Raw genomic sequence first — 23251 nt, 5'->3', positions numbered from 1 at the left:
ACTCGTCGCGGTGGCGTCGCCGTTCGTCGCACGCGTCTTGGCGGGGGCGCGCGATGGGCCGCACACGCAGGGTACGTCGGACGGAGCCGGCGAGGGGAACACGGATTGAAGATCGACCTCGGTCGCAGCGCCACCGGACTGGCCGTGGGATTTGCCGGCCTGCTCTGGTTCGTAGCGTTCATCGGCTATGTCGCGCCGGGCGTTGCCGCGGGAAACTATGGTCCGCGGAACGTCGTCTATCTGGGTGGCAGCTCCCTCCTCGGGGCGGCCTTCTCGGTGCTGTTCTACCTCCAGATTCTGGCCACGCACCAACGGTCGCTGGCCTTGCGGGGGCTGACGAGCCTCGCCGTGCTCGCCGGACTGGCCGGCCTCCACGCGTGGGTCGACCTGATCGTGGCCCAGCTCTACCTCGGCGAAAGCTACAAGACGGGACCCAACGCCCTGGTGAGCGGCGAGGGGGTCATGTTCCTGAACAATCTGCTCTATCTCACACCGACCCACGTGACCTACGCGGCCGCGCTCGGCATGGGTTTTTCCCTGCGGGCGGTCGCGGAACGCGAGCAGCGGCTGGCGCGGGCCCTGGCGGCGGCCCAGGAAGCACAGCTGGCGGCGCTGCGGTTCCAGATCAATCCGCACTTCCTCTTCAACAGTTTGAACGCGGTCATGTCGCTGGTCGGGGCGGGTCGAAACCGCGACGCAGAGACCGTGGTGGCGCGCCTGGCCGAGTTCTTCCGCGCCACCCTCTCCAACGAACCGAACGCCATGGTGACCCTCGAGGAGGAATTCGATCTGCTGGGCGCCTATCTCGATATCGAAGCCGCCCGCTTTGGCGATCGCCTCAACGTGGTCATGGAGCTGCCCCCGCGGCTCAGCGAGGCGCGCACGCCCCATCTGCTGCTGCAGCCGCTGGCGGAGAACGCGATCAAGCATGCCGTAGCGCCCAGCAAGCGGCCGGTGACGATCCGCGTCTCCGCGAAAGCCGACAGCGGGCGTCTTCATCTTGAGGTTTCGGATGACGGGAGCGGAGAGGGCGGCGCGCGCGCCGGCCTCGGGGTCGGCCTGGGCAACGTCGCCGCGCGCCTGACGACGCTCTACGGCGATAAGGGACGGCTGTCGGTCTATGGGTCGCCCACGGGCTTCAGCGCGGAGGTGACCCTGCCGCTCGCGTTCTCCGGAGCTGTCTAGATGCGGGTTCTTGTTGTCGACGACGAGCCCCTCGCGGTCGACTGGGTGATCCAGGGCCTGCGAGGCCTGCCCGACGCCGAGGTCGTGGGATCAGCCGGCGATGGCGATGAGGCCCTGGCCAAGGTCGCGTCGCTGAAGCCCGACCTCGTATTCCTCGACATCCAGATGCCTGGTCGCACCGGGCTCGACGTCGCCCGTGTGCTGTCGACCGGGGCCGGGCCGGATGTGGTCTTCGTCACCGCCTTTTCGGACTTCGCCGCCGACGCCTTCGACCTGGATGCGGCCGACTACCTGTTGAAGCCGGTGCGCCACGATCGCCTGGCCGAAGCGATGAGCCGGGCGCGGCGCCGGCGGGAGGCGAGCCGGGCGCACCAGCGGCTGGTCGCGCTGGAACAGCGGCTCGCCGAAGTGGAGCGGGCGCAGGAGCCCGCCGAGGAATTCCCGAGCGCCTTCTGGGTCCGCCAGCGCAACGGCCGTGTGCGCGTCCCGGTCGCCGACATCCGGCGCATCGAGGCCGACAAGGACTATGCGCTGATCCACACGTCGCTGAAGACGCACATCCTGCGCACGACGATGCGGGAACTCGAACGACAGTTGAACCCGCGGCAGATCCTGCGGGTCCACCGGGGCGCCTTCGTGCGGATCAGTTGCGTGGCGCGCGTCGAACGGGCTGGCCGCGGCGTGATGCGGTTGCACATGGAGGATGGGGCCGTCGTCGATGTCGGCGCCAGCTACGTCGGCCGTGTCGTCGAGGCGCTGGGGCTCTCGCCGGCGGGTCTCGAGCCCGACTGAGGCGGGGCTACTTCACGGCGCGAAGTCTGACCTGGATCTCTCGCGCCACGTTCCAGCGGCTGCGCGAGATCTCATAGAGCTCCGCCGGGCTCACCTCGCCCGCGCGAAGCTTGCGGCTCCATTCGGCCTCATAGGTCTGCTCGGCGTGCTCCAGCTCGAAGTCGACGTCGATCATGAGGGCGATGAGACTGACGTTCGCCTTCGATTGGGCCCAGTCGCGGTTGGCTCGCTTGGAGAACATCTGGAACGTTTCCAGCGTGAAGGGCCGGACGTGGGTGGGATCGGTCCAGTAGCTGTCGTGGCGGATGTGGGGCACGTGGATCTCCACGATCCCGCCGGGAGCCGTCACCCGATAGAGCTCCTGCATCACGCTGGCGAAGACCGGGAAGGCGGCCCCGACGTGCTCCAGAACATGCTTGAGCAGCACGTGTTCGAAGGCGTCGCTGGGCAGGTCCCAAGGCGTCGTCTCGAGGTCCAGGAGCCGGTCAGGCTCGCACGCCGCGAAATTGTCGACGTTGAGCCAACCCTCACGCTTGTCGAAGCCGCAGCCCAGATTGAGCTTCGTCGCGACCCCATGTTCCGGCGCGAGCGACATCAGCGTTTACCGGCCTTCTCGACCTTCTTCGCCTTGTCCCAGAGCGCGTCCATTTCCGCGAGATCGGATTGGTCCGGGGTCTTGCCCCGGGCGGCGAGCTCGGCTTCCACGAACCGAAAGCGGCGCACGAACTTGGCGTTGGTCGCGCGGACGGCGTCCTCGGGGTCGATATCCAGGGTCCGGGCCAGGTTCGCGACGACGAAGAGCACGTCGCCCAGCTCCTCGCGGACCTTGTCGAGATCTCCGGCCTCGACTTCCGCCAGCATTTCGCCGACCTCCTCGTGCAGCTTGTGGACCACATCCCCGACCGTGGGCCACACGAAGCCGACGGTCGCCGCGCGCTTGGACAGCTTCACGGCCCGGGTCAGGCCGGGCAGGCCGACCGGCACGTCGTCGAGCAGGCTCGTCGCTCCGGCCTTTTCCATCCTCTCGGCCGCCTTGATGGCCTCCCAGCCCTGCTTCTGATGGTCGAGCGACGCGTAGGTCTCCTGGCCGAAGACATGCGGGTGCCGGCGGATCATCTTGTCGTTGATCGCGGTAGCCACGTCATCGAAGCTGAAAGCCCCGGCTTCCTCGGCCATGCGGCTATGGAAGACGACCTGCAGCAGCAGGTCGCCGAGCTCGTCGCGCAGGTCGCCGAGATCGCCTCGTTCGATCGCGTCGGCGACCTCATACGCCTCTTCCACCGTATAGGGCGCGATCGTGGCGAAGGTCTGCTCCAGGTCCCAGGGACAGCCGTCCTGCGGATCACGCAGGCGCGCCATGATCGCCAGCAGGCGGTCGATGGGACGCTGTTCGGCCGGCGGGGCAGGGCGGGTCATGGTCTTGAACTCGGCGGGCGGCGATGATGCGCCGATCAGACCGCGCGCCGGTTCCTGGCGCAAGCCGGGCCAGGACGTCAGCGACGCGCCAGGGTCTCACCGCGCGCGAGCTTGCGCGCGAACCGGTCGAACGCCCACTCGGCGTCGCTCCACACCCAGCGGCCATAGGCCTGACGGAAGTCGCTCTCGTACCAGCTGTAGGCGACCGGACGTTCCGTGCCGTCCGCAGTGATCACCCGGCCTTCGAGGGCCGCGCCACCGACGCCGAAGCTCTGCATCGACAGCCCGGGGGTGTCCGCAAGCTGCTTGAAGGTGGGCCGGTTGGGCTTCACGTCGACCAGGGTGAGCTCGATCCGGGCGCCGTCAAGCGCCCTGGAGTCGGCCAGGGACTGCTCCACCGACTTGCGCAGCTCGTCCTTCAGCAGGTTCGCCTCGCGGACGCCATAGGTCTTTTCGAAGGTCGCCTGCAGGGCGGGCGCGACGGCGACCCGAACTTCGGCGGGCGCCGCGGCGGCGACGTTGGCGATGGCGGCCCAGGCGGCCGCGGAGAGGATCATCGTACGCATGCGAGCCTCCGTGAAATACAGTAAGAACTTAACACATGGGCGCCCGCGGGTCACGCGGCAACAAGCCGCGCCGCCCCATGGCGGATTTTGGTGGCGCGACTCGCCTGATAGGCGAAATCTGTCGCCGCGCCGTTGAACTCAACGCGCGCCCCGCGCGCTATCTGGGCAAGGGGCTTCAGTCTGGCGCTGCGGGAGGCGACAGATGAGCGACGTGATCTCGACCGGATCCGGGCCTTTGAAGGCGGCGGCTCGGCTGCGCGACAGCGTCGAACCGCGAAAGCTGCCGGTCGGCTACGGCCTCGCCATCGGTGGGCTGGTCTCGGCAGGGCTTTGGTCCGCAATCATCTGGGCCATCGCCCGGACGTTCTGAAGCCGAGACCGACCCGCGCGGGCCATTGAGGGCAGGGCGCGTCAACCGCGCACGACGCGCTGGACTGACCTTGCGCAAACTTCCGAAAATCGCCGCCAAAGAACGATAGCGATGCGGCCGCGCACGTCCGGCCGACGGACCGCCGAGGGGGGCGACATGGACGCGACCAAGAAGTATCCGCACCTGTTCCAGCCGCTGGACCTGGGATTCACCCGGATCAAGAACCGCGTGATCATGGGATCGATGCACACCGGGCTGGAGGACATTCCGGGTGGCTTCGAGCGGCAGGCGGCCTATTTCGCTGAACGGGCGCGCGGCGGCGTGGGGATGATCATCACCGGCGGCATCGGTCCGAACCGCGAGGCTGGCGGGGGCGCCAAACTGTCCACTCCGGAGGAGGCGGCCCAGCACCGCATGGTGACTGACGCGGTGCGGGCCGCCGATCCCGACGTGAAGATCTGCCTGCAGATCCTGCATGCCGGCTCACTGGCCCGCAACGCGGACGCCGTCGCGCCGTCGGCCATCCGGGCACGGATCGCGCCGAACGTGCCGAACGAGCTGGACGCGGAAGGCATCGAGAAGCAGCTCGCCGATTTCGCCAATTGCGCGGCCATGGCCAAGCTGGCCGGCTACGACGGCGTCGAGATCATCGGCTCGGCTGGGTATCTCTTGTCGACCTTCCTGGTGGAGCGCACCAATCAGCGCACCGACGAGTGGGGTGGTTCGTGGGAGAAGCGCATGCGCTTCCCGGTGGAAGTGGTCCGCCGGGTGCGTGAGGCGGTGGGCCCGGACTTCATCGTCATCTTCCGGATCTCGGCGATGGACATGCTGCAGGGCGGCCTGGCCTGGGACGAGGTGGTCAGCCTGGGCAAGGCCGTGGTGGAGGCGGGGACGACCATCGTCTCGACGCACTTCTGTTGGCACGAGGCGCAGGTGCCTACCATCGCCACCATGGTCCCGCGCGCCGCCTTCGCCCAGGTCACCGGCCGGTTGCGGAAGGAACTGACCGTTCCGATGATCACCAGCAATCGCATCAACATGCCCGACGTGGCGGAGCAGGTGCTGGCGCGGGGGGACGCCGACCTGGTCTCGATGGCGCGGCCCATGCTGGCCGACCCCGACCTGGTGAAGAAGACGCTCGAGGGGCGCGAGGACGAGATCAACACCTGCATCGCCTGCAATCAGGCGTGCCTGGACCACACGTTCACGGGCAAGCTGACGAGCTGCCTGGTGAACCCGCGGGCCTGCCGCGAGACCGAGCTCAACTACCCCAGGACGGAGGCCGCCAAGCGCATCGCCGTCGTCGGCGCCGGGCCCGCCGGGCTGGCCTACGCCACGGTCGCGGCGGAACGGGGCCATAAGGTCACCCTGTTCGACGCCGCCTCCGAGATCGGCGGCCAGTTCAACCTGGCGCGCCGGATTCCGGGGAAGGAGGAGTTCGACGAGACGCTCCGCTATTTCCGCCGGCGGATCGAAGTGCTCGGGATCGACCTCAAGCTGAACACCAGAGTGTGCGCCGACGACCTGAAGTCCGGCTACGACGAGGTGATTGTGGCCACCGGCATCGAGCCCCGGACGCCTGACCTGCCGGGCATCGATCACCCGAAGGTGGTCGGCTACATCGACGTGATCCAAGGCCGAAAGCCCGTCGGGCAGAAGGTGGCGATCATCGGCGCTGGCGGGATCGGCTTCGACGTCGCCGAACTGATCACCCATGCCGGAACGTCCGCCTCCCTCGATGTCGACGTCTTCGCCAAGGAGTGGGGCATCGATTTCAAGAACCATCCGCGCGGCGGCGTGACGGGCGTCGAGCCGGAGGTGGCGTCGTCGGGCCGTGAGGTCACCCTGATGCAGCGCAAGTCGGACGCGGTGGGCAAGACCCTGGGCAAGACCACGGGCTGGACCCATCGGCTGACGCTGCAGCGGCGGGGCGTGAAGATGCTGAATGCGGTCGAGTACCTGAGCGTCGACGACGCGGGGCTCCACGCGCGCGTGGGCGACCAGCCGGCGCTGTTCGAGGTGGACACGGTGATCGTGTGCGCCGGTCAGACGCCGAAGCGCGACCTCTACGACGCGCTGACGCGGGCTGGCGTGAAGGCGACCCTGGTGGGCGGCGCATTCGAGGCGGCCGAGCTCGACGCCAAGCGGGCGATCAACCAGGCGTCGGAGCTGGCGGCGGTGGTCTGACCGGCGGCCACGTCAGTAGAGGGCGGGGCTTTTGCCCACGGGCGGCAAGGCCTCGCTCGCCATCAACGGTTATCGCCTAAGGAAGATTATCGGAAATTGTCGACGGGCTGGAGCTCAGCGGGTCTTCTGGCCGTAGCCGCCGAACCGCTCGAGCACGTCCGCCATCTGATCCTCGGTCAGCAGCCGTGGACCGCCCACCGCCAGGGTTCCCCAATATATGGCCGCCTGCTCCTCGATCTCCTCGGCGATCAGCACGGCCTGGGCCAGCCTTGGCGCGACCGTCACCTGGCCATGGTTCGCCATCAGCGCCGCACGTCCCGAGCCAAGGACGTCGACCACGCCATCGGCCAGCGCCTCCGAGCCGAACACCGCGTACGGCGCCAGCGGAACGCTGGCGGTCCCGGCGACGCCGACCATGTAGTGCACCGGCGGGATCGCCAGCCCCGCGCAGGCCAGGATCGTCGCGTGCCGCGAGTGGCAATGAACGACCGCGCCCGCGTCCGGTCGCCGCTCCAGAAGTCGCCAGTGCATGCGCCACTCGCTGGACGGTTTCAGCTGCTCCGGAGCCACCACGCCTCCGGCCAGCACCTTCACCATGCTTTCCGGGGTGAGCCGTGCCGGCGGGACGCCGCTCGGGGTCACCAGGATGCCATCGTCCAGGCGGACGGAGACATTGCCCGAGGTTCCCCGGTTCAAGCCCCTGGCGTCGAGGGCTTGCATGGCCTCCACCATGGACGACCGCAGCCTGGCTTCTTCGTCGTTCATTGCGCGGTCTCCCCGGCGGTGAGCGATTCCATCAGTCGGACGCTCGCCGCATAGCCTTCCAGCGCGCCCAGGGTGGCAAGCCCTTGCGCCACCTGGGCCGCGACGGCGGAGCCCAGCCTGGCGGCCTGAACCGGAGGCATGCCTCGGGCCAAGCCGGCGATGAATCCAGCGCAGAAGGAATCGCCACAACTCGTTGTATCAACGACTGTAATATCGTGCGCTGGAAGGCGCTCCGGAGCCCCGGCAACGTCGACGTAGCAGCCTTCGCCGCCCAGCTTGATGATCACGCCGCCCGCGCCGAGCGCGTGAAAGAAGGCCGCTGCAGCCTCCGGCGTGGAGGCCCCCGACAGCGCGAAGGCTTCCGCCGCGCTGGGCATGAACACGTCCACATGGGGAAGCAGACGACGGAGTTCGTCGAGCGCGCCCGAGCCCGGGGCGATGAGGTCGCAGGTCACGACCGCGCCCGCCGCCCGCGCCCTGGCGAGGAGCGCCGCGCCCGGTCCGCCGTCGAGCTTCGGCCCCCCTACGCCGCCATAGTGCACGAAGCGCGCAGAGCAGGCCGCGGTGACGACTTCGTCGGACGCATCCGCCAGGAACCCGGCGCCCGGCGCATGCAGGGTCGGGCGCCGGCCCAGGGAGTCGATCGGCAGCACGGTGGCCGATGTCCGGCGGCCGGGCCGGACCCGCACCAGGGCGCAGTCGACGCCCTCCTCCTCGAGCGCCAACCGAACGAACCGGCCGGACAGGTCATCGCCGACGACCGCCGCAAGGCCGACATCCAGGCCCAGTTTCGCCGCGACCAGAGCTGCGCCGCCGGCGGTGCCCGCGGGCGCGACAGCCAGGCCCTCGATGAGCGTGGTCCCCTCGCCTGCGGGCAAGGTGTCGACGGGCCGCGCGACCACGTCCAGCGTCAGAAGGCCAATGCAGAGCAGCTCGTGCGCCATGGCGGTTCCCGTCCGATACGCCGACCTTAGCGTGGAGCCGAGGCCTACCCCAGGCCCGCACCGTCGATCATTGCGGCCCTGCGGTCAGGCCGCGTCGGGCAGCGCCAGCTCGCCCGTGGCGATCCGCTGGAGAGTCTCGACGAAGAATGGGGGCTCCAGCGCTTTCACACGCGCCTCCAGGGCTTCGGCGGTGTCGCCTGGCGAGATCGGCACCGCCCGGCGGGCGATCTCAGGGCCATGATCGTATTCGCCATCCACCAGGTGAATGACGATGGCGCTCTCAGACACCCCCGCGTCGATCACGGCCTGGTGCACTCGCGCGCCGTACATCCCCTCGCCGCCGAAACGCGGAAGAGGACCGGGATGGATGTTGAGGATCCGGCCCGCATAGGCCTTGAGCGTGACGGGCCCGAGGCGGCGCAGGTAGCCGGACAGGACGATCAGGTCGACGCCGGCCGCCTTCATGGCTTCCGCGATGGCGGCGTCGGCGCGCTCGGGGTTCGGCAGGGTCGGGATGTGGCGAGCGCGGACCCCACGGTCTTCCGCCCACCGGAGCGCCGGCGCGTCCCGGCGATTGCTGACCAGCAATCGCGCCTCGGCCGCAAGCCGCCCGCCCGCGATAGCCTCCACCATGGCCTCGGCGCTGGAACCGTTCCCCGACGCGAGGAAACCCAGTCTAAGCGGCGAAGATTTCACGGCGTTTCCGTTTCGAGTTGATGCTGGAACGTCATCCCGTCGAAGGCCGGTTCGACCCCTGGCGGAAGCTCAGCGCGGAGCTGTTCGTAGTCCAGGTCGATGTGCATGTTCGTCAGGATCGCCCGCCTGGGCCTGACCCGCGCGATCCATTCGAGCGCGAGCTCCAGGTGGGCGTGCGTCGGATGCGGACGCCGCCGCAAGGCGTCCACGATCCAGACATCCAGGCCCGCCAGCGCCTCGAAGGCCGCGTCGTCCAGCCCGACGACGTCGCTCGAATACGCTACGCCGCCGAACCGGTAGCCCACGGACCGGATGCCGCCGTGGTCCTGGTCGAAGGTGGTGATGGGAATGGCGCCGGAAGGGCCGTCCACGCGCCAAGACTGCCCATGCGGCGGAAGCGGGGACCGTTCGCAGATCGCGGGGTATCCCCCCTCACCCTCGAAGATATAGCCGAAGCGGCGCATCATCGTCAGGTCGGTCACGGGGTCCATCCAGCACGGAATCTTCGCCTGCTGGCGCAGGTAGAAGGCCCGTACGTCGTCCAGGCCGTGAACCTGGTCGGCGTGGTCGTGGGTGAGGACCACGGCGTCGACGCGCTTCACCCCCGCCTTGGCCGTCTGCAGTCGCAGCTCGGGAGAGGCGTCCACGAGGACCGTGGTCTGAGCCTCGCCGCCGAGGCGGCGGACCAGCATCGAACAGCGGGTGCGGAAGTTCTTGGGGTTGGCGGGGTCGCACACGCCCCATTCGCCATCGGCGCGCGGAACCCCGCCTGAGGAGCCGCAGCCCAGAATCGTGAACTCCAGCGCCGCGGTCATGGGCGCGGGATCCGGTCGAACAGGGCGAAGAACGCCTCTGTCGTGCGGGCGTCGGCCTCATCGAGGCTCCAGCCCCTGATTTCGGCCAGCTTTGCCAGGATGTGCGGGATGTATGCCGGCTCGTTACGGCGGCCGCGATGTGGCACGGGCGCGAGATAGGGGCAGTCCGTCTCCACGATGATGCGGTCGGCCGGCATCTCGCGGATCACCTCGCGCACGTCCTCTGCGGCCTTGAAGGTCGCGATTCCGGACACCGAGAACCACGCACCGAGGGCGGCCGCCCGACGAGCGAGGTCGGGGCCCGAGGTGTAGCAGTGCATCAGCAGGCGGAAAGGCCCGCGGGCGAACTCCTCCTCGAGGATGCCCCCCATGATCTCGTCCGCCTCGCGCGTGTGGACCACGAGCGGCAGGCCCGTCTCGCGCGCGGCGGCCACGTGGGCGCGGAAGACCGTCGCCTGGATATCGCGTGGACTGAGGTCGTAGTGGAAATCGAGGCCGCATTCGCCGATGCCCACCACACGGGGATCCTTCGCGAGCGCGACGAGTTCCGCGGCTGTCAGGTCGGGATTCTCCTTGGCCTCGTGGGGGTGCGTGCCGACGGTGCACCAGATGTCGGGCGCGTCGGCGACGGCGCGGCAGGCTGGGAAGTTCGAGACGCGGTCGCAGATATTGACCATCAACCGCACGCCGGCCTCGCGCGCCCGCGCGATCACCTCGTCGCGGTCGCCGTCGAATTGCGGGGCGTGCAGGTTGACGTGGCTGTCGATCAGCATGGCGGTGGGCCGGTTTAGGCCTGCGCGGCCTGGCGAAGCTCCGAGAGGGCGGTGAACAGGGCGTCCGTGCGGTCGAGATTCAGCGCCTCGACCTCGCGCGGCAGGCGCTGGAGCGTCTCCCACGCCTGAGCCCAGCGATCAAGCGCCCCGATCCCGTGAAGGGCGCGGTCCATGGACAGCGCGTGCACCCGGTCGGCCAGGCGTTCGAAGAGGAGGTTGAACTGTGTCGGCCCCTCCCCGCCCCGGAACCGCTCGGCCAGCAGCAGGGCCCGGCCTTCGTCGAGTTGCGGCAGGTCGGCCAGGAGGTCACGGGCCGCATCGTCCATGGCGATGGCCTGGGCGGCGGCGAGCTGGAGCGCCCGGCCCGGCGCGCCGTCGGCCATGCGTGCAAGCCTGAACGCTTCCTCGTCATTCACGTCGGTCCGGGCCCGAACAAAGGCCGCCGCCTCCTCCAGGCCGAGCGGCTGGAACGCCAGCCGCCGGCATCGCGAACGTATGGTGGGCAGAAGCCGGCCCGGCGAATGCGACACCATCAGCAGGACGCCGCGCGGCGGCGGCTCCTCCAGCGTTTTCAGTATGGCGTTGGCGGCGTTGACGTTCAGGTCGTCCGCGGCGTCGATGATCGCGACCCGATGCGGGGCGCTGGCGGGCGACTTGGAGAAGAACTCGGCGAGGCGACGGGCGTCATCCACCGGGATGACCTTGCGTGGCTTGCCGTCGGGCCCCTCCCGTTCGAGGACCAGCAGGTCCGGATGGCTGCGGGCGGCCACCTGCCGACTCACGGGGTGGCCGGGGTCGGAGCCCAAGACGCCATGCCGGGGGTCAGCCGGCGCGCCCAGCAGGCGTCGCGCGGCCCGATAGGCGAAGGTGGCCTTGCCGACTCCTTCCGGTCCGGTCAGCAGCCAGGCGTGGTGGAGGCGCCCGCGCGCGCGCGCGGCTTCGAACGCGACCTCGGCGGCCTCCTGGCCGGAGAGATCGTGAACGTCGCGCGGATGCGGAACCTCGATCTCAGCCATGGATGGTCAGCCGATCGCTCACCGCCCGCCAGACCTCGCCTTCCACCTCGTCCATGCCGCCGCTGGCGTCGATGAGCGCGCAGCGCTCCGGTTCGGCCTCAGCGATCGCGCGAAAGCCCTCGCGCAAGCGCTCGTGGAACGCCGCGCCCTTGGATTCGAACCGCATCTCGGCGCCGGCGCGGGCGTGGGCGCGGGCCAGGCCTATGTCGACCGGCAGATCGAACACCAGGGTCAGATCGGGCTTTATGTCTTCGAGGACAAAGGTCTCGAGGGCGGCGATCAGCCCTGGCGCGGTCCCGCCGGCGGCGCCCTGATACGCTCGCGTGGAGTCGGCGAAGCGGTCGCAGACCACCCAGGCGCCGCGCGAAAGGGCGGGCCGGATCACCCGCTCGATGTGATCGCGGCGAGCGGCGTACATCAGCAGCGTCTCGGTGACGGGACTCCAGCGGTCCGCTGCGCCCCGGAGGACCAGATCGCGGATGCTCTCGGCGCCCGGCGAGCCGCCAGGCTCCCGGGTCTTCACCACCTCATGGCCCGCCGACTCGAGGCGCGCAACGAGGCGAAGCACCTGGGTCGACTTGCCCGCGCCCTCGCCGCCCTCGAAGGTGATGAACCGTCCGCGTGTCACGTGGCCAAATTGGCCGGTTCGGCGCCTTTGTCTAGAAGGCGCGGACGACACGCGCGTCGGCGAAGCCGATCTCGGCGACCCGGTCGCGCAGCGCATAGGCGGCGGCTTCATCGGCGGGCGCTGGCAGGAACACGCGATAGAGCGTCAAACCATCGTCCCGCTGCAGGGGCTCGATGAGCGCCTGTCCGGCCGCCGACAGGCGCATCACCGCCTGCTGGGCGTTGGCGTGACTGGAGAACGCCCCCGCCTGGATGCGCAATCCGATCGCCGTGGCGTCCGGCATGATCGAGGGAAGAGGCGCCGTGGGAGCCCTTACTGCAGGGGGCAGCGGCGCGAGGCTCGCGGTTTCGACGGGCTTCAGCGGCGCGAGGGGCGCGGAACCTATCGGCGTATCGGAAATCTCAGCTCCGGTGACCGGCGCCGGCGGGCCGGAGCCCAGCCGCGTCTCCGCTGGAACCGAGGCCCGCCGGGGCGCGCCGGCAGCGATCTCCATGACCGGATCGTCCTCGGCGGCAAGCGTCGATCGGGCGGTCATCGCCATCGGCGCGGCCGCGGCCCATGTCGTCGCGGGCCTCGCGTCGGCGACCCGAACCCCGTCTGTCCGGCCCAGCAGCGGCGCTGGCCCGACGTAGCGGACCCGCACTTTCGCCAGCCCTCGTCGATCATAGCCGAGCTGGCGCGCCGCCTCCTGCGACAGGTCGATGATCCGGTTGTCGACGAACGGGCCGCGATCGTTGACCCGCACGACGAGGCGTCGGCCATTCTCCAGGTTGGTCACCTCGACCAGGGACGGCAGCGGCAAGGTCGTGTGCGCCGCCGAAACGGCGTTCATGTCGAAGAGCTCGCCGTTAGCGGTGGCTTTCTGATGGAAAGCCTGACCGTACCACGACGCGATTCCCGTCTGATCGTAGTCGGGCTGTTCGCGCGGCACATACCAGACCCCCGCCACCTGATAGGGCTTGCCGACCTTTCGCTCGCCGCGCGCCGTCGGTCCTGGGGTCGCCCCCTCGCCGCGACTTGAGTAGCGCGGCTCCACCGTGGCGCAGGCCGCAAGGGACGCCGCGGCCAGGAGCACCGCCGCCAGGCGGCCGTGGTGCGCCGGGGTGATGGAATGGGGCATGGTCCGGTCTCCGACTCGACGGCCAAGGTTCGGCGCCGAACCTTGAAACAGGGTTAACCATCCGTTGCGGTGGAGACGCCGCGCCCTTCCCTGCTATAGGCCGTCTCGCCGGACGGGTGGCCGAGTGGTTTAAGGCAGCGGTCTTGAAAACCGCCGTAGGTGGAAGCCTACCGTGGGTTCGAATCCCACCCCGTCCGCCATAACCCGTTGAGTTTACGGGATTAATTCGCGCTTCCACATCTCGGCATAGCCCTTAAATCGCGCTGCGAGGCCACAGTGAGGCCACAGGGCGATCGGCCGCGGGTTCCCTCGACGTTTCCGAAGGAGGGAATCAAGCCGCCGTCGCGGGACAACCTTTGATCCCGGCCAAGCACTGCTGAGATATCGGGGTCGCGGCGAGGCGATCGAGCACCACGCCCTTGTCGAGGTCGGTCCCGGCGACTTCGCTGAGAACCTCAGGGGCGATCTTCTTGCCGCGGGAGAGGTCGCGGCGGACGGTCCGCTCGTCAACTCCAAGTTCGGCGGCGGCGGTCGCAGAGTATGCGGACAATTTGTCCGAATTCTTTTTCGGCTGGCCCGGTCCAGATCGGACTAGCCCCTTCCGAACCATGATGGCCTCGCGGCGGGCGTGGTGGTCGGCGCGCTGCGCATCCGACAGCTCGGCCCGCATCAGGTTCTCGTCGATCTCCCAGAGCGACGCGTCGTCTTCGTCCCAAGGGCGCACGACGGCGCTGATGTGGGTCCACTTGAGGGAGAGCGCGGCCTCGTAGCGATGGCGCCCGGCAACGATCTCAAAGGCGTCGACTTCACGGCTTCACCCTAGCGTTGCCTCCGCTGCAGCGCCAACAGAGAGGTGCAATTGTCCTCCTGTCAGTTGACCTTCAGCAGCCGCCCGATGTGGGTGGCTCTCGATGCGCGAGACTGCCCTGGAGTTCCGCCGCCGCGCGGCCTGGCTAGCCGATATGGCGTCGCCGCGTGCGGGCTGGGCTGATCGCGGCGTCATGGATGCGGCTTACGCGCTGGAGGCGCTGGGCGTGCCTCCTGACGGCTTCTCGCGGGTGCTCAGCCTGATCGAAGAGATGCGCGGCGGCTATATCCCCGCCGGCCTCACAAACATCGCCAAGGGCTACCGGATCGGCGTCACGGACGACCTGGGCCGGTGCAGCGGCGAGCCTCTCGGGACTTACCGCGGCGCCGTGATCTTGGCCTGGGCGATCGACTTCGGGCGCTAGTTAAGCAGCCGGCGCTCGGCCGCGTCGACCATGGCGAGAAAGTCGCCGGACCGCGCATCCGGGTCACCTTCCATTGCCGCCAAGTAGACTTGCGTCAGGGCCAGCATCCGGCGCTCAGCAGCCGCTGCTTTCTCGGGCGGGAGTCCGTCTAGGTACGCCGTGGCCATTGCGACGCGCCGCAAAGGGTCACCGTCCGGCAAGGATCGGATCAACGCCAGGATCTCAGCGCGGGGAGACACGTCACCCCTGCCCCGCCAAGCCGGCCTCAATCAACGCGCGGATGGCCTGAGACCGCGTGATGCCGGCGCGCGCCGCATAGGCATCTATGCGCGCCTGCAGCTCAGGCGGCAGTCGCACCTGTGTCGGGGCTGCAAGGTTCTTCGGCCGTGGCCGGCTGACGCCTCTCATGTAGTGCGCGAATTGACCGCCCTCTGATTTCGTGCACTACATTAAACGGACCGAGCGGAAGCGGCAACTCCCGCCCGGCCCTACCGCAACCGATCCTATGGAGATCAGGTCTTGGCTACCCATCCGCCTACCATGCGTCGCGCGGCTACGTCCGCATCTGACGCCAAGCGCCGCCGTCATGAGCCCATCCCAACTGCGGAGGCCACGATGGCAGGCAAGACGACTGAAGAACTCTGGAGCGAGCTGCGCAGGCAGGCGTGCGCCCTCCACCCGGACGGCGGGCGTGCTGTCGAGGCTGCGATGGGCGCCGGGCTAGACCCGTCCACCCTATCCGCCGTCACCCTCTCCGGCCCTCACGTGGCCGGCGGTTATCCGATCCTCTATTTTGGAGACTGGCGGACGGGCCAAAAGCCCTACTTCACCGCCCAGCCCGGCTTCGTCGGCGAATACCGCCCGATAGCGCGTGGGAGCGGCGCAGAGATCATTCCGGGGGCGTCGGCATGAGCGCCGCGAACAACATCCGCGAACTCCCGGCGGACCGTCTGATCATCGCCGTCTTCGCGGCCGCGCGGCGTGCTCTCAAGCCGAAGGTCTTCGCGCGCTTCAGGGAAGAACTTGAACGGGAAGCGCTGGAGATGCTCGAGGATGGTCGGGACCTAGGCAACGTCTACTCCCTCGCCCACGGCGGCGCACCACTACATGAGGCGCCCTATTATAAGGGCCGGGGTGAGGCCGGAGCGCTAATCATGCGCGAGCTCGAATTTCGGCGTGAAGGGGTACGCGGCGACGCCGCTACGCTCGTGGCGTCGGCGGTGGGCGAACGCCCAGAGCCCGAGCGCGGTCGGTTCCTGCGCGAGCTGCTGGCTCACACCGCTGCAGGGTTGGTCGTAACAGAAGGGCCCGAGGAGGCGTCAGAGGCGGTCTATCGCTTGGCCGACGCGGTAGTCGTCAGGGCCTCGGACGACCCTGTTTGGCCCTGACGCCAGCACGAGATGCAGCTCCGGGGACTTGCGCGGCCCGCGCGCCTACCCTGGACGCGGGCTAGAGCGTCTCGCGAGAGCGCTCCCACTGAGAGCTGCCGCCCCCGCCGGTTTGCGCCGCGCGGGGGCATCTCGGTGTGCTTTCGACAAACGGCCACACTGTGACGCGACCGTCTTGTGTGGACGAACCTGCCCCAGGGCTAGCACACGCGTGCGAAATCGATAGGCATAAGTGAGCACCGCAGCACCGCCGGTGACCCTCCGGGAAGCGAGTTCACGCCTCGCCCCCGGAGAAGTCATAGCCGCGAAGATTGGACGTCCTGCAGCGGCTCCGGTGTGGTACCAGCCCGAGGGCGGCAGAGGGTGAGACCGGCGGCTCCCCTACCCTCCATCTAGGCCCGGGCTGCTCGGCCTGTCATCCTGGAATCGCATCTATCCACGGTCGTGGACACGCCGCCGAATAGCCGCGCTCTAGACGACCCTCTCAGTCGGGAGGCCGTCGCCATCCCACTTGCGCAGCGTCTGGTCCTGACGCCGGGAATAGCCGGCAATGCGGACGATACCAGCCTCCACGGTAGCAAGGCGGGCGTCGAGTTGGCGGAAGCCATCTGCCATGGCCGACTGCGGATCGCCGTGGCTGACGCTCACCATTTCGCCCGGCGAGGCCCAGAACTGCATGAGCTGGCTGTCGATGCCGCCGGAGCCGCCGACGCGGAACTGGCCGCCGGTAGCGAAGCCCCGGGTCCGTTGGCCGGCGGCGACCTCGTCCCGGCCCTTCAATATCCAGTGCGCAAAGGCCGCTTCTTCAAGCGAGCCGCCGACGCCACGCAGGCTGCCGCCCGCGTTCCAGTTCCGGGCGAGGTCGGGGTTGGCGCCCAGGTAGGCCGCCACGTTGAAGTTGTCGTTAGCGACGCCGCCCGCCTTGGCGTTCTCCAGGGCGCCAAGGTAGGCCTTAAGCGCCGACGCCATGTCCTGCGTCGACGTGCTGATTAGGCCAAGCTGCGTAAGCATGGCCGTCTGGGCGTCGAGCTGCGCCTGGAGCGTGTCGGCCTGCGACGTGGCGCCAGCCTGCGAGGCTTCGACCGCGCGCCGCACGGCGGCGAGGTCGCGGTTGTAGGCCAGGGCGTTCGGAGATGCGGCGCGGGAGGCCTGCAGGAAGGCCTGAGACACAGACTGCAGGTTGGCCAGGCGCTCTGGATCGGTAGCCGGGAGCGCGGCAAGCCGTTGGAACTCGCGGCGCAGGCTGTCCAGTTGGGCCAGCGGGTCGCGGCCGGCCAGGTCTCCGAACGAGAGCTCGCGCCGAAACGCCTTCAGGCCCTCCGCGGCATCCCGAAGGGCCTGGATTTCCGCCCGCTTCGCATCAGCAAAGGCGTTGTATGCGTCGAGGAGGCTGGACTTTGCGCTCTCTGCCGCGGCGGCCAGGGTGTCCTTGGTGTTGTCGACCGGCGTTGTATCGACCACGGCCTCGGCATAGCGCTTCAGCACTTCGTCGAGGCGCAGGCCTTCCAGGGTCGAGAGCTGAGCGTTGATCCCGGCCAGTTGCTCGGCCGTGAGATAGCCCTCGGTCGCGAGCTGGGCGTAGGCCTTCCGCTGCGCCTCGATGTCGGCCTTCACGGCCTTGATGTCGTAGGCCTTGGGGTCCGTGAGCTGGAGGATCTGATCGGCCAGTTGCTTGCCGATCTGCTGGGCGCCCTCGTAGACCTGGAGCGCAGCGATGATGTCTTCGACCGTCTTGCCGGCCGCCACCAGCCCTTCGACAACCTTCTTTTGCTGCTCGCTGGCATAGACCGCATCGGCGAGGATCGCGCGGGCCGCAGTGTCCACGGCCGCCGCGGCGTCCCCGACCGCGCTGGTGAGCGTTTGACCCGTCGAAAGGTAGATCTGAGACGCGTCGCGCGTGCCGATCACGAGGCCGTTCACGACCGTCTTCAGGTCGATGCCGGCGGCCTTGACGGCTTCCTGGAAACCCTTGATCGCCTCGCCGGCGCCGGTGGCCGCCTGTTCGGTCTCAGCCGTCCGCTTGTTGCCGCTGATCGCGCCGGTGCGCAGGTCGTAGCCCGCGCCTGCGTTCGTCGGCTTGCCGCCGATGTTGAACAGCTTCACGGCGGCATAGAGCGCGCCAGCGGCTAGGCCAATCGGGCCGGCAAGCGCCGCGATACCGCTGATCGCGCCCGCGCCTAGGCCGAGCGTTCCCAAGGCCGCAGCGCCCGCGCCACTCGCCGCGAAGGCTCCCAGGCCCAGGCCACCCGCCGCAATGCCCAGGCCACCGCCGATCGCTCGCCCGCCACTTCCGCCGATCGTGTTGGCGACGATCGAGCCGATGGATGCAAGACCGGCCGCGCCTTGGCCAGATAGCGACTTCAGCCCGCCAAGAAGGTCTTGGATGTTCAGTAGGAACGAACCGAAGTCCCCGCTCTTGAGCGAGCGGAACATATCGTTGATCGAATACTCGACCCGGCCGAAGGTGTCCGCGAGGCTGCGAAGCTGTTCCTCCAGCGTCTCGACCTTGCCGCCGAACTTGGTCGTCGCCGTGATCGACTTCTCGATCTGCGGGTTCCAGGCCTTCTGGGCGTCCTTGACGCTGACCACGACTGGGAACAGGCGCTCGATGGCCTCGCGGAACTGCTCAATGCTGATCTTGCCGCGCTCAAGGCCCTCGCGGAGGGTGAGCATGACCTCGTGCATTTCGCGAAGCTGGCGCTCGTTCGCGGTCTCGACCGTCTGCAGCGCCGCCTTCAAGGCGCGGTCGAACTCTTCCTCGGCTTTGGCGTGCTCGTTGGTCGCCTTGGCCGCAGCGCGCGACGCCGACGCCGCTTCGCGCTTGCGCTCTGCCGTTTCGGGCAGCGTCAGCTTCATCTTCAGCAGCGCGTCGGCGGTCTCGTTCAGCGACTTGGCGTAGGCGCGCTCCTCGGCTGCGGCCTTCTTCGCGGTCTCGCCGCCCCGCTTCCGGAACTCAGCCGCCTCGGCTTCCTGGGCGGCCTGCAGCACCAAGGGATCACCCGCGAGGCCGAACCCAACGATAGCCCCGTAACGCCTGGCTGGAGAGGCCGCTTTCTCCGCCGCGGCGTCCGACTCCTTGGCCCGCGCCTCGGCTTCGGCCGCCGCGCGCTTGAGGATCGAGACCGTCAGCAGGCGCTCAAGCTCGGCACGCCGCACCGCCGCCCTGCCCGCCTGATCGTTCGCGTCGATCCCGGCCAGGGTCTCCTTGTACGCGGAGTTCTGGGCGATCAGCAGGTCGTCAAGCGTCTTCGTCAGGCCTGCGTTGGCCACGCCGTACTTCTCGGCGAAGTCGGCCGCGCTCGCGAGAGCGTCGCGGGTCGTGTTCTGGACCTCGGCAAGGCCCTGCGTCGCCTTGGCCGTGGCCTCCATCGCCGCCTTGGTGTCGGCCAGGTGCTTCTGCCAAAGCAGGAACACGCCGGCTACCGCGCCACCAATGGCGATGATCCCGCCCCAGGTTTTCAGGAACCCGCCGACCGATCCAGCGAGTTCCTTGACTACGGTGTTGAACCCCGCGCCCTGGCCCTTCGCCACCGCGAAGGCGTCGGCGATCTGCGGGCCCTGTTGAATCAGGACCATCATCGGGTTGATGCCGCCGGCAAGGCTGACGCCCACGTCGGCGAACTGCCGCGAGAGGCCAAGGCCGGCGTTCTGCAGAACCTTCGCCGATTGGGCCGCATCCCGTTGAACAGACGCCAGGGCGACCATACCCGCCGACGCGGCCTTTAGCCGGGTCGTGAGATCCCCCATCGAGCGACCGTACTCCGCGCCGGAGATCGCCCCGGCCCTATAGAGGGCCTGCGCCTCCTTCATGAGGCCGGTGAGGCGCTTCTGTTCGGCGTACACTGGCGACAGCGAACTGCGCAGCCGGTCCACGCGGCTCGCCAGTTGCTCGACCGCCTGCGCCTGTTTCCGCGACTCTCGCTGCATCGTGGCCGATGCGTCGCGAAGGCCCGTAGTGAACCGCGCAGAGTCCAGCCCGAGCGAGACTTTGAGGGCGGCGATCGTAGCGTTGGCGGCGGCCATCAGGCGGGCTCCTGCTCATTCGCAGGCGCGAAGTCGGTCCTGCCGCCGACGTGCGCCATACCGGCGGACGCGATCTTCCACGCCTCGGGAGCGCCGATGCCGACGCGGATGAGACTCGCAGCAAGATCTGCAGCCCCGGCAATGTCCGCACACAGCAAGAGGCAGGCTCCCACGCGGCGGTCGACCTCGGCCGCGTCGATGCCGGCGAGTTCAGCCGCGAGGCCGTTGGACACGATCGATGGGTGCACGATCTCGGCCAGGGCGTCGTAGAGGCGTCGCACGCGTGCTGCTTGATCTGTTCTCATGACGCCCGCTCCAGCGCCCCGGCCGCGCCCGTGATGACGGTGTCGGCGAGGTTCTGGACTCGGTGCTCGCCGGGGGGAAGGTGCAGGGGGGTCATGATGCAGGCCCTTCGTAAGGCCAGGCGTAGCCGGTGCCGTCTGTCCGGCGCAGGTCGCCCTTGAGGTCGTAGGTGTATTTCTGGTGGCCGCTGGGGACGGTCGCGAGCGGCTGGCTGGCGCCAGACAGGGTGTAATCCCCACCCCCGCCGGTGAGGCCCTGGTTGTTGTCCGTGTAGGTCGGATCTCCGTCGCCGAAGATTTCCCCGGGACCGGCGCAGAAGCCCGCCCACTCAGATTGCGCCCCGCTGCCTGCCACGCCTTCCGAGCCAGGATCGCGACCGTACATGAGCGCGTTGAACGCCCATCCGGTCTTGAGCCAGGATTTCCAGTTGGCGACCCGGCCGGCGCCTTCCGCGACGTACTCAAACCAGCACGTCTTGATGGCGTAGCGGGCGACGCCCGAGAGTTGCATGCGGATATGCCGCTTTACGCCCTTGAGGCCGCTGACGTCGCAGTAGGCGACATTGGTCGTGGCGGTCGGCGTGGAGCTGCCACCGGTCGCGCTTTGCGGGTGGCCGAAGTAGGTGATGACGCCATTGTCCGCCGCGTTCGTGCTCGATGCGGCGATGTTGAAGAAGATGTCGTCGATCGAGTATTCGGCGATGCTCTGCTCGTAGTGGAAGCCGCGCCCATCCACCGGGAACTCCGTGGCCCCATCCGATGCCAGCGCCAAGGAAGAGCCAGAGGCCGAAAACATCGTCGATCCGACGAGCATCCCTTGGCGATCCGGCTGGCCGCTGCCTTTCGTGAAGAAGTTGAACGAGCCTTTGGCGCAAAGGAACGTGTAGGCGACGACACGAAGGCTAGTGGTTGTCGTGTTGCGGACACCGCAGACGAGGCGCGCGAAGTAGGCCTTCGTCGAAGCCGCCCCGAGCCCGGAAGTCGCCGCCCCCGGGGTGGTGTTGGAGCTGTAGGTGTAGCCGATCAGGTTCGCCCGCGCCCAGTCGTCATCGAACCACGGCAGCGTGCCCGACGTGGTGTCGTGGTTGATCGTGCAGCCCTCGGCCTGGAACACCGTAAGCTCGTTCCCGGCCTGCGATTGGCCCGGTGTGAAGGCGCCTGACGTCCCCGTCCGCACCCACTTCATGTTTCGCCAGATCACGCGCGTCGGGAAAGTGTGCGCCGCAGCCGCCATGCCGAATATCAGGTCGGCGGTGTTGCTCGGGTGCGGCTTGATCTCGCAGCAGGCGGAACCGACAACCCCCGTGAAGTTCCCGGCCTTGTCCAGCGTGATCGGCGAGCCCGTCGTGTTGCGGGCGTAGATCACCCCACTGTCGCAGGTGTTCGACCCGTTGGCGGTGTTGTTCGCAGCCTGAATGGCGTTATAGGCCGCGTGCCAGGAGGGGAACGGGTCGGCCTCCGCCGTCGCCAGCGTCGTGCTCGCCGTGCCCGGCCCCGCCGCCCCGCTTTCCACCACGGCATAGACCCGCTGCCAGGCCGTCGAGCGGATGTTGCGGTACTCCTGCGGATAGCGGGTGTCCTTCGGGTCGCTCTCCAGCGTCGTGCTGTCCAGCGGCGCGGTGCCGATCAGCGGATAGGCCAGGTACTCGTCCCGGCACATCACGCCGTCATTCAGGCCCGTGGTCGAGTAGGTCGCCTCGACGATCTCGGTGTAGGTCAGGCCATCGCCCACGGGATCATAGGCCGTGGTCGCGCTCACCGTCGTGTAGGCGGTGTAATTGTTGCTGGCGTCGCGCCCGCGCACCTTGACCACGTCGAACATGCGCCCGCTCTGGCCGTACAGGTGCGAGACCTTGGCCCGGAAGGTGCGGGTCGAGCCCTCGTTGACGTCGCGCTCCAGATTGAGCGTCTTCACCTCGATGGGCGGGGTGTCGATGTCGAGCGTCGAGGAGTTCGTGATCACGCCAGAGCTGACGTCGCCGCCGCCCGCCGTCGAGTACCAGCCCTCCTCAACCGTGACCGACACGATCTCGGAGGCGGAGAAGATCTGATCGACGTAGCGGCAGACGTCCACGCCATCGGCGGCCAGGGCGTTGGTGCCGTCCGGGTCGTAGTGCAGGACCACCCAGAACTTGAGCTTGCCGGCGGACGGCGTCTCGGTGTGCGGGGTGTTGACGTAGGTGGCGCTCGTCGCCTGTTTCGGCAGGAGGCCGACGCCCTTGAAGACGGTGTCTCGGTCTGCCGCCACCCCGTTCTTGAAGCCGGGGTTCCGCACGCGGACGGAGAACGAGGAGCCCAGCGGGGTTCCCGTCAACTCGTCCGTCACCACCTCGGCAAGGATGCCGTGGCCGTCGATGCCGTAGTCGGTCCCGCCGACGTTCACCGGGTCCAGCGCCGTGGCGCCGACGATGGTCAGGCTGTCGATGTCGGCGAACGAGGACCCGATGCTGACCACGATGGAGAAGGCGCCCAGGCTCGCCGTAAGGCCATCCGCATCCGTGACCGTGATGTCGAGCCCGCTCGCGGTGCCGCTGGTGGTCGGCGTGCCGGTGATCGCGCCCGTCGAGGTGTTGAAGGACAGGCCGTCAGGCAAGGTGCCGGTGAGCGCGTAGGTCTTCGGCGTGTGGCCGCCGGCGCTGGAGGGTGTGAAGCTGTAGGCCGCGCCGACGGTGGCCGCCCCAGGCGTCCCGCTGATCGAAAGCGGCGCGGCGATGGTCGCCGCGGTCCCATTGGCCGTGGTGGGGCCGATGATGTTGGTGGCGCGAACGACCGGCCTGACACCGTTGGCCCCTGCGGCGACGTCGGAAGCGTCGAACGTGACGTTCGGATCGCTGGAGAACGAGCCCACATCCACCCAGCTCGAGCCATTCCAGCGCTGCCGCTTGTATTCGAAGGATCCGCTCGGGAGTCCATCCCACGAACCCGGGGCGATCTCGACCGTTTGCCCCTGGGTGAGCGGCGCCGGGAACGACGGGGCGACCAAATTCACGGGCGCCGACGTCGGAACGGGCCGGGAGGCCGCAGGGAGGATGC

General features: G+C 68.6%; 23 protein-coding genes, 1 tRNA gene and 1 pseudogene. 8 read left to right on the top strand and 17 right to left on the bottom strand.

The annotated features are described in order from the left end of the window. The first annotated feature begins 105 nt into the window (after positions 1–105). Positions 106–1185, top strand: coding sequence for a sensor histidine kinase (locus DJ019_RS02495; protein ID WP_111274393.1), 1080 nt, complete (start codon positions 106–108; stop codon positions 1183–1185). After that, the gene (locus tag DJ019_RS02490) at positions 1186–1977 is read left to right on the top strand and encodes a LytR/AlgR family response regulator transcription factor (RefSeq protein ID WP_111274392.1); all 792 of its coding nucleotides are present in this window, start codon (positions 1186–1188) and stop codon (positions 1975–1977) included. It abuts the gene before it with no gap. A gap of 7 nt (positions 1978–1984) precedes the next feature. On the opposite strand, the gene DJ019_RS02485 is transcribed toward DJ019_RS02490, so the two are convergent. The 3 genes from DJ019_RS02485 to DJ019_RS02475 all read right to left on the bottom strand — a co-directional run bounded on the left by DJ019_RS02485 (position 1985) and on the right by DJ019_RS02475 (position 3959). Then, positions 1985–2572, bottom strand: a complete 588-nt coding sequence (locus tag DJ019_RS02485) for a class I SAM-dependent methyltransferase (RefSeq protein WP_111274391.1) — start codon at positions 2570–2572, stop codon at positions 1985–1987. Beyond that, positions 2572–3393, bottom strand: coding sequence for a nucleoside triphosphate pyrophosphohydrolase (gene mazG, locus DJ019_RS02480; protein WP_111274748.1), 822 nt, complete (start codon positions 3391–3393; stop codon positions 2572–2574). Before mazG ends, DJ019_RS02485 begins: the two co-directional genes overlap by 1 nt. A 77-nt stretch (positions 3394–3470) precedes the next feature. Continuing rightward, positions 3471–3959, bottom strand: a complete 489-nt coding sequence (locus DJ019_RS02475) for a hypothetical protein (protein WP_111274390.1) — start codon at positions 3957–3959, stop codon at positions 3471–3473. Between the two features lie 202 nt (positions 3960–4161). Between DJ019_RS02475 and DJ019_RS20875 the strand changes: the two genes are divergently transcribed. Together DJ019_RS20875 and DJ019_RS02470 are read left to right on the top strand one after the other, a co-directional pair. Next, complete coding sequence (locus DJ019_RS20875; protein WP_165843868.1) at positions 4162–4329, top strand: hypothetical protein; 168 nt, start codon at positions 4162–4164, stop codon at positions 4327–4329. A gap of 156 nt (positions 4330–4485) precedes the next feature. Then, entirely contained in the window at positions 4486–6516 is a 2031-nt protein-coding gene (locus tag DJ019_RS02470; RefSeq protein WP_111274747.1) for an NADPH-dependent 2,4-dienoyl-CoA reductase, read from the top strand. Positions 6517–6630: 114 nt separating this feature from the next. Here DJ019_RS02470 and DJ019_RS02465 read toward each other — a convergent pair whose 3' ends face one another. From DJ019_RS02465 to DJ019_RS02430, 8 genes are all read right to left on the bottom strand, one after another. Continuing rightward, on the bottom strand, positions 6631–7281 hold the full coding sequence (locus DJ019_RS02465) for a class II aldolase/adducin family protein (protein WP_111274389.1): 651 nt from the start codon (positions 7279–7281) through the stop codon (positions 6631–6633). Continuing rightward, positions 7278–8225 carry a carbohydrate kinase family protein gene (locus DJ019_RS02460; RefSeq protein ID WP_111274388.1) on the bottom strand — a complete coding sequence of 316 codons (948 nt, stop codon included), beginning with the start codon at positions 8223–8225 and terminating at the stop codon, positions 7278–7280. The genes DJ019_RS02465 and DJ019_RS02460 overlap by 4 nt, the downstream gene beginning before the upstream one ends. Before the next feature lie 84 nt (positions 8226–8309). After that, positions 8310–8921, bottom strand: coding sequence for a phosphoribosylglycinamide formyltransferase (purN, locus tag DJ019_RS02455; RefSeq protein WP_111274387.1), 612 nt, complete (start codon positions 8919–8921; stop codon positions 8310–8312). Further along, on the bottom strand, positions 8918–9736 hold the full coding sequence (locus DJ019_RS02450) for an MBL fold metallo-hydrolase (RefSeq protein ID WP_111274386.1): 819 nt from the start codon (positions 9734–9736) through the stop codon (positions 8918–8920). Before DJ019_RS02450 ends, purN begins: the two co-directional genes overlap by 4 nt. Then, on the bottom strand, positions 9733–10509 hold the full coding sequence (locus tag DJ019_RS02445; protein WP_111274385.1) for a TatD family hydrolase: 777 nt from the start codon (positions 10507–10509) through the stop codon (positions 9733–9735). The genes DJ019_RS02450 and DJ019_RS02445 overlap by 4 nt, the downstream gene beginning before the upstream one ends. Positions 10510–10523: 14 nt before the next feature. Beyond that, positions 10524–11525 carry a DNA polymerase III subunit delta' gene (locus DJ019_RS02440; RefSeq protein ID WP_111274384.1) on the bottom strand — a complete coding sequence of 334 codons (1002 nt, stop codon included), beginning with the start codon at positions 11523–11525 and terminating at the stop codon, positions 10524–10526. Further along, on the bottom strand, positions 11518–12153 hold the full coding sequence (tmk, locus tag DJ019_RS02435; protein WP_111274383.1) for a dTMP kinase: 636 nt from the start codon (positions 12151–12153) through the stop codon (positions 11518–11520). Before tmk ends, DJ019_RS02440 begins: the two co-directional genes overlap by 8 nt. A 31-nt stretch (positions 12154–12184) precedes the next feature. Continuing rightward, positions 12185–13273, bottom strand: coding sequence for a septal ring lytic transglycosylase RlpA family protein (locus DJ019_RS02430; RefSeq protein ID WP_111274382.1), 1089 nt, complete (start codon positions 13271–13273; stop codon positions 12185–12187). A 110-nt stretch (positions 13274–13383) separates the two neighbouring features. On the opposite strand from DJ019_RS02430, the gene DJ019_RS02425 reads away from it, so the two are divergent. Next, positions 13384–13473, top strand: a tRNA-Ser gene (locus DJ019_RS02425). A 131-nt stretch (positions 13474–13604) separates the two neighbouring features. Here DJ019_RS02425 and DJ019_RS02420 read toward each other — a convergent pair. Beyond that, positions 13605–13943 (bottom strand): hypothetical protein, encoded by a 339-nt coding sequence (locus DJ019_RS02420; RefSeq protein WP_240606344.1) that lies wholly within the window; start codon positions 13941–13943, stop codon positions 13605–13607. 15 nt (positions 13944–13958) lie between these two features. Continuing rightward, positions 13959–14066, bottom strand: a pseudogene (locus DJ019_RS21625) (hypothetical protein); the annotation flags it as partial. Between the two features lie 118 nt (positions 14067–14184). Here DJ019_RS21625 and DJ019_RS02415 point away from each other — a divergent pair. After that, complete coding sequence (locus DJ019_RS02415) at positions 14185–14505, top strand: hypothetical protein (RefSeq protein WP_111274380.1); 321 nt, start codon at positions 14185–14187, stop codon at positions 14503–14505. A 240-nt stretch (positions 14506–14745) separates the two neighbouring features. Here the strand turns inward: DJ019_RS02415 and DJ019_RS21620 are convergent, their stop codons facing one another. Next, on the bottom strand, positions 14746–14913 hold the full coding sequence (locus DJ019_RS21620; RefSeq protein WP_111274378.1) for a ribbon-helix-helix protein, CopG family: 168 nt from the start codon (positions 14911–14913) through the stop codon (positions 14746–14748). 207 nt (positions 14914–15120) lie between these two features. Between DJ019_RS21620 and DJ019_RS02400 the strand changes: the two genes are divergently transcribed. Both DJ019_RS02400 and DJ019_RS02395 read left to right on the top strand, forming a co-directional pair. After that, positions 15121–15417: a hypothetical protein gene (locus DJ019_RS02400; protein WP_111274377.1), complete on the top strand. Its 297-nt coding sequence runs from the start codon at positions 15121–15123 to the stop codon at positions 15415–15417. Then, the gene (locus DJ019_RS02395) at positions 15414–15893 is read left to right on the top strand and encodes a hypothetical protein (protein WP_111274376.1); all 480 of its coding nucleotides are present in this window, start codon (positions 15414–15416) and stop codon (positions 15891–15893) included. The genes DJ019_RS02400 and DJ019_RS02395 overlap by 4 nt, the downstream gene beginning before the upstream one ends. A 471-nt stretch (positions 15894–16364) precedes the next feature. On the opposite strand, the gene DJ019_RS02390 is transcribed toward DJ019_RS02395, so the two are convergent. The 3 genes from DJ019_RS02390 to DJ019_RS02380 form a co-directional block, all read right to left on the bottom strand. Next, positions 16365–19916, bottom strand: a complete 3552-nt coding sequence (locus DJ019_RS02390; protein WP_111274375.1) for a phage tail length tape measure family protein — start codon at positions 19914–19916, stop codon at positions 16365–16367. Further along, positions 19916–20197, bottom strand: a complete 282-nt coding sequence (locus DJ019_RS02385) for a hypothetical protein (RefSeq protein ID WP_111274374.1) — start codon at positions 20195–20197, stop codon at positions 19916–19918. The genes DJ019_RS02390 and DJ019_RS02385 overlap by 1 nt, the downstream gene beginning before the upstream one ends. 115 nt (positions 20198–20312) lie before the next feature. Next, on the bottom strand, positions 20313–23207 hold the full coding sequence (locus DJ019_RS02380; RefSeq protein WP_165843867.1) for a putative Ig domain-containing protein: 2895 nt from the start codon (positions 23205–23207) through the stop codon (positions 20313–20315). Positions 23208–23251 lie beyond the last annotated feature (44 nt).

Source organism: Phenylobacterium kunshanense (genome assembly GCF_003254525.1).
GTDB lineage: Bacteria > Pseudomonadota > Alphaproteobacteria > Caulobacterales > Caulobacteraceae > Phenylobacterium > Phenylobacterium kunshanense.
The sequence above is the reverse complement of the archived record's forward strand: the minus strand, read 5'-3'. Positions and strand labels throughout refer to the sequence as shown.

Excerpts from the sequence above, each read along its gene's own strand:
- DJ019_RS02490 (WP_111274392.1), top strand. The coding sequence starts at position 1,186 with ATGCGGGTTCTTGTTGTCGACGACGAGCCCCTCGCGGTCGACTGGGTG.
- DJ019_RS02485 (WP_111274391.1), bottom strand. The coding sequence starts at position 2,572 with ATGTCGCTCGCGCCGGAACATGGGGTCGCGACGAAGCTCAATCTGGGC.
- mazG (WP_111274748.1), bottom strand. The coding sequence starts at position 3,393 with ATGACCCGCCCTGCCCCGCCGGCCGAACAGCGTCCCATCGACCGCCTG.
- DJ019_RS02475 (WP_111274390.1), bottom strand. The coding sequence starts at position 3,959 with ATGCGTACGATGATCCTCTCCGCGGCCGCCTGGGCCGCCATCGCCAAC.
- DJ019_RS20875 (WP_165843868.1), top strand. The coding sequence starts at position 4,162 with ATGAGCGACGTGATCTCGACCGGATCCGGGCCTTTGAAGGCGGCGGCT.
- DJ019_RS02470 (WP_111274747.1), top strand. The coding sequence starts at position 4,486 with ATGGACGCGACCAAGAAGTATCCGCACCTGTTCCAGCCGCTGGACCTG.
- DJ019_RS02465 (WP_111274389.1), bottom strand. The coding sequence starts at position 7,281 with ATGAACGACGAAGAAGCCAGGCTGCGGTCGTCCATGGTGGAGGCCATG.
- DJ019_RS02460 (WP_111274388.1), bottom strand. The coding sequence starts at position 8,225 with ATGGCGCACGAGCTGCTCTGCATTGGCCTTCTGACGCTGGACGTGGTC.
- DJ019_RS02450 (WP_111274386.1), bottom strand. The coding sequence starts at position 9,736 with ATGACCGCGGCGCTGGAGTTCACGATTCTGGGCTGCGGCTCCTCAGGC.
- DJ019_RS02445 (WP_111274385.1), bottom strand. The coding sequence starts at position 10,509 with ATGCTGATCGACAGCCACGTCAACCTGCACGCCCCGCAATTCGACGGC.
- DJ019_RS02440 (WP_111274384.1), bottom strand. The coding sequence starts at position 11,525 with ATGGCTGAGATCGAGGTTCCGCATCCGCGCGACGTTCACGATCTCTCC.
- DJ019_RS02430 (WP_111274382.1), bottom strand. The coding sequence starts at position 13,273 with ATGCCCCATTCCATCACCCCGGCGCACCACGGCCGCCTGGCGGCGGTG.
- DJ019_RS02420 (WP_240606344.1), bottom strand. The coding sequence starts at position 13,943 with ATGCGGGCCGAGCTGTCGGATGCGCAGCGCGCCGACCACCACGCCCGC.
- DJ019_RS02415 (WP_111274380.1), top strand. The coding sequence starts at position 14,185 with ATGCGCGAGACTGCCCTGGAGTTCCGCCGCCGCGCGGCCTGGCTAGCC.
- DJ019_RS21620 (WP_111274378.1), bottom strand. The coding sequence starts at position 14,913 with ATGAGAGGCGTCAGCCGGCCACGGCCGAAGAACCTTGCAGCCCCGACA.
- DJ019_RS02400 (WP_111274377.1), top strand. The coding sequence starts at position 15,121 with ATGGCAGGCAAGACGACTGAAGAACTCTGGAGCGAGCTGCGCAGGCAG.
- DJ019_RS02395 (WP_111274376.1), top strand. The coding sequence starts at position 15,414 with ATGAGCGCCGCGAACAACATCCGCGAACTCCCGGCGGACCGTCTGATC.
- DJ019_RS02390 (WP_111274375.1), bottom strand. The coding sequence starts at position 19,916 with ATGGCCGCCGCCAACGCTACGATCGCCGCCCTCAAAGTCTCGCTCGGG.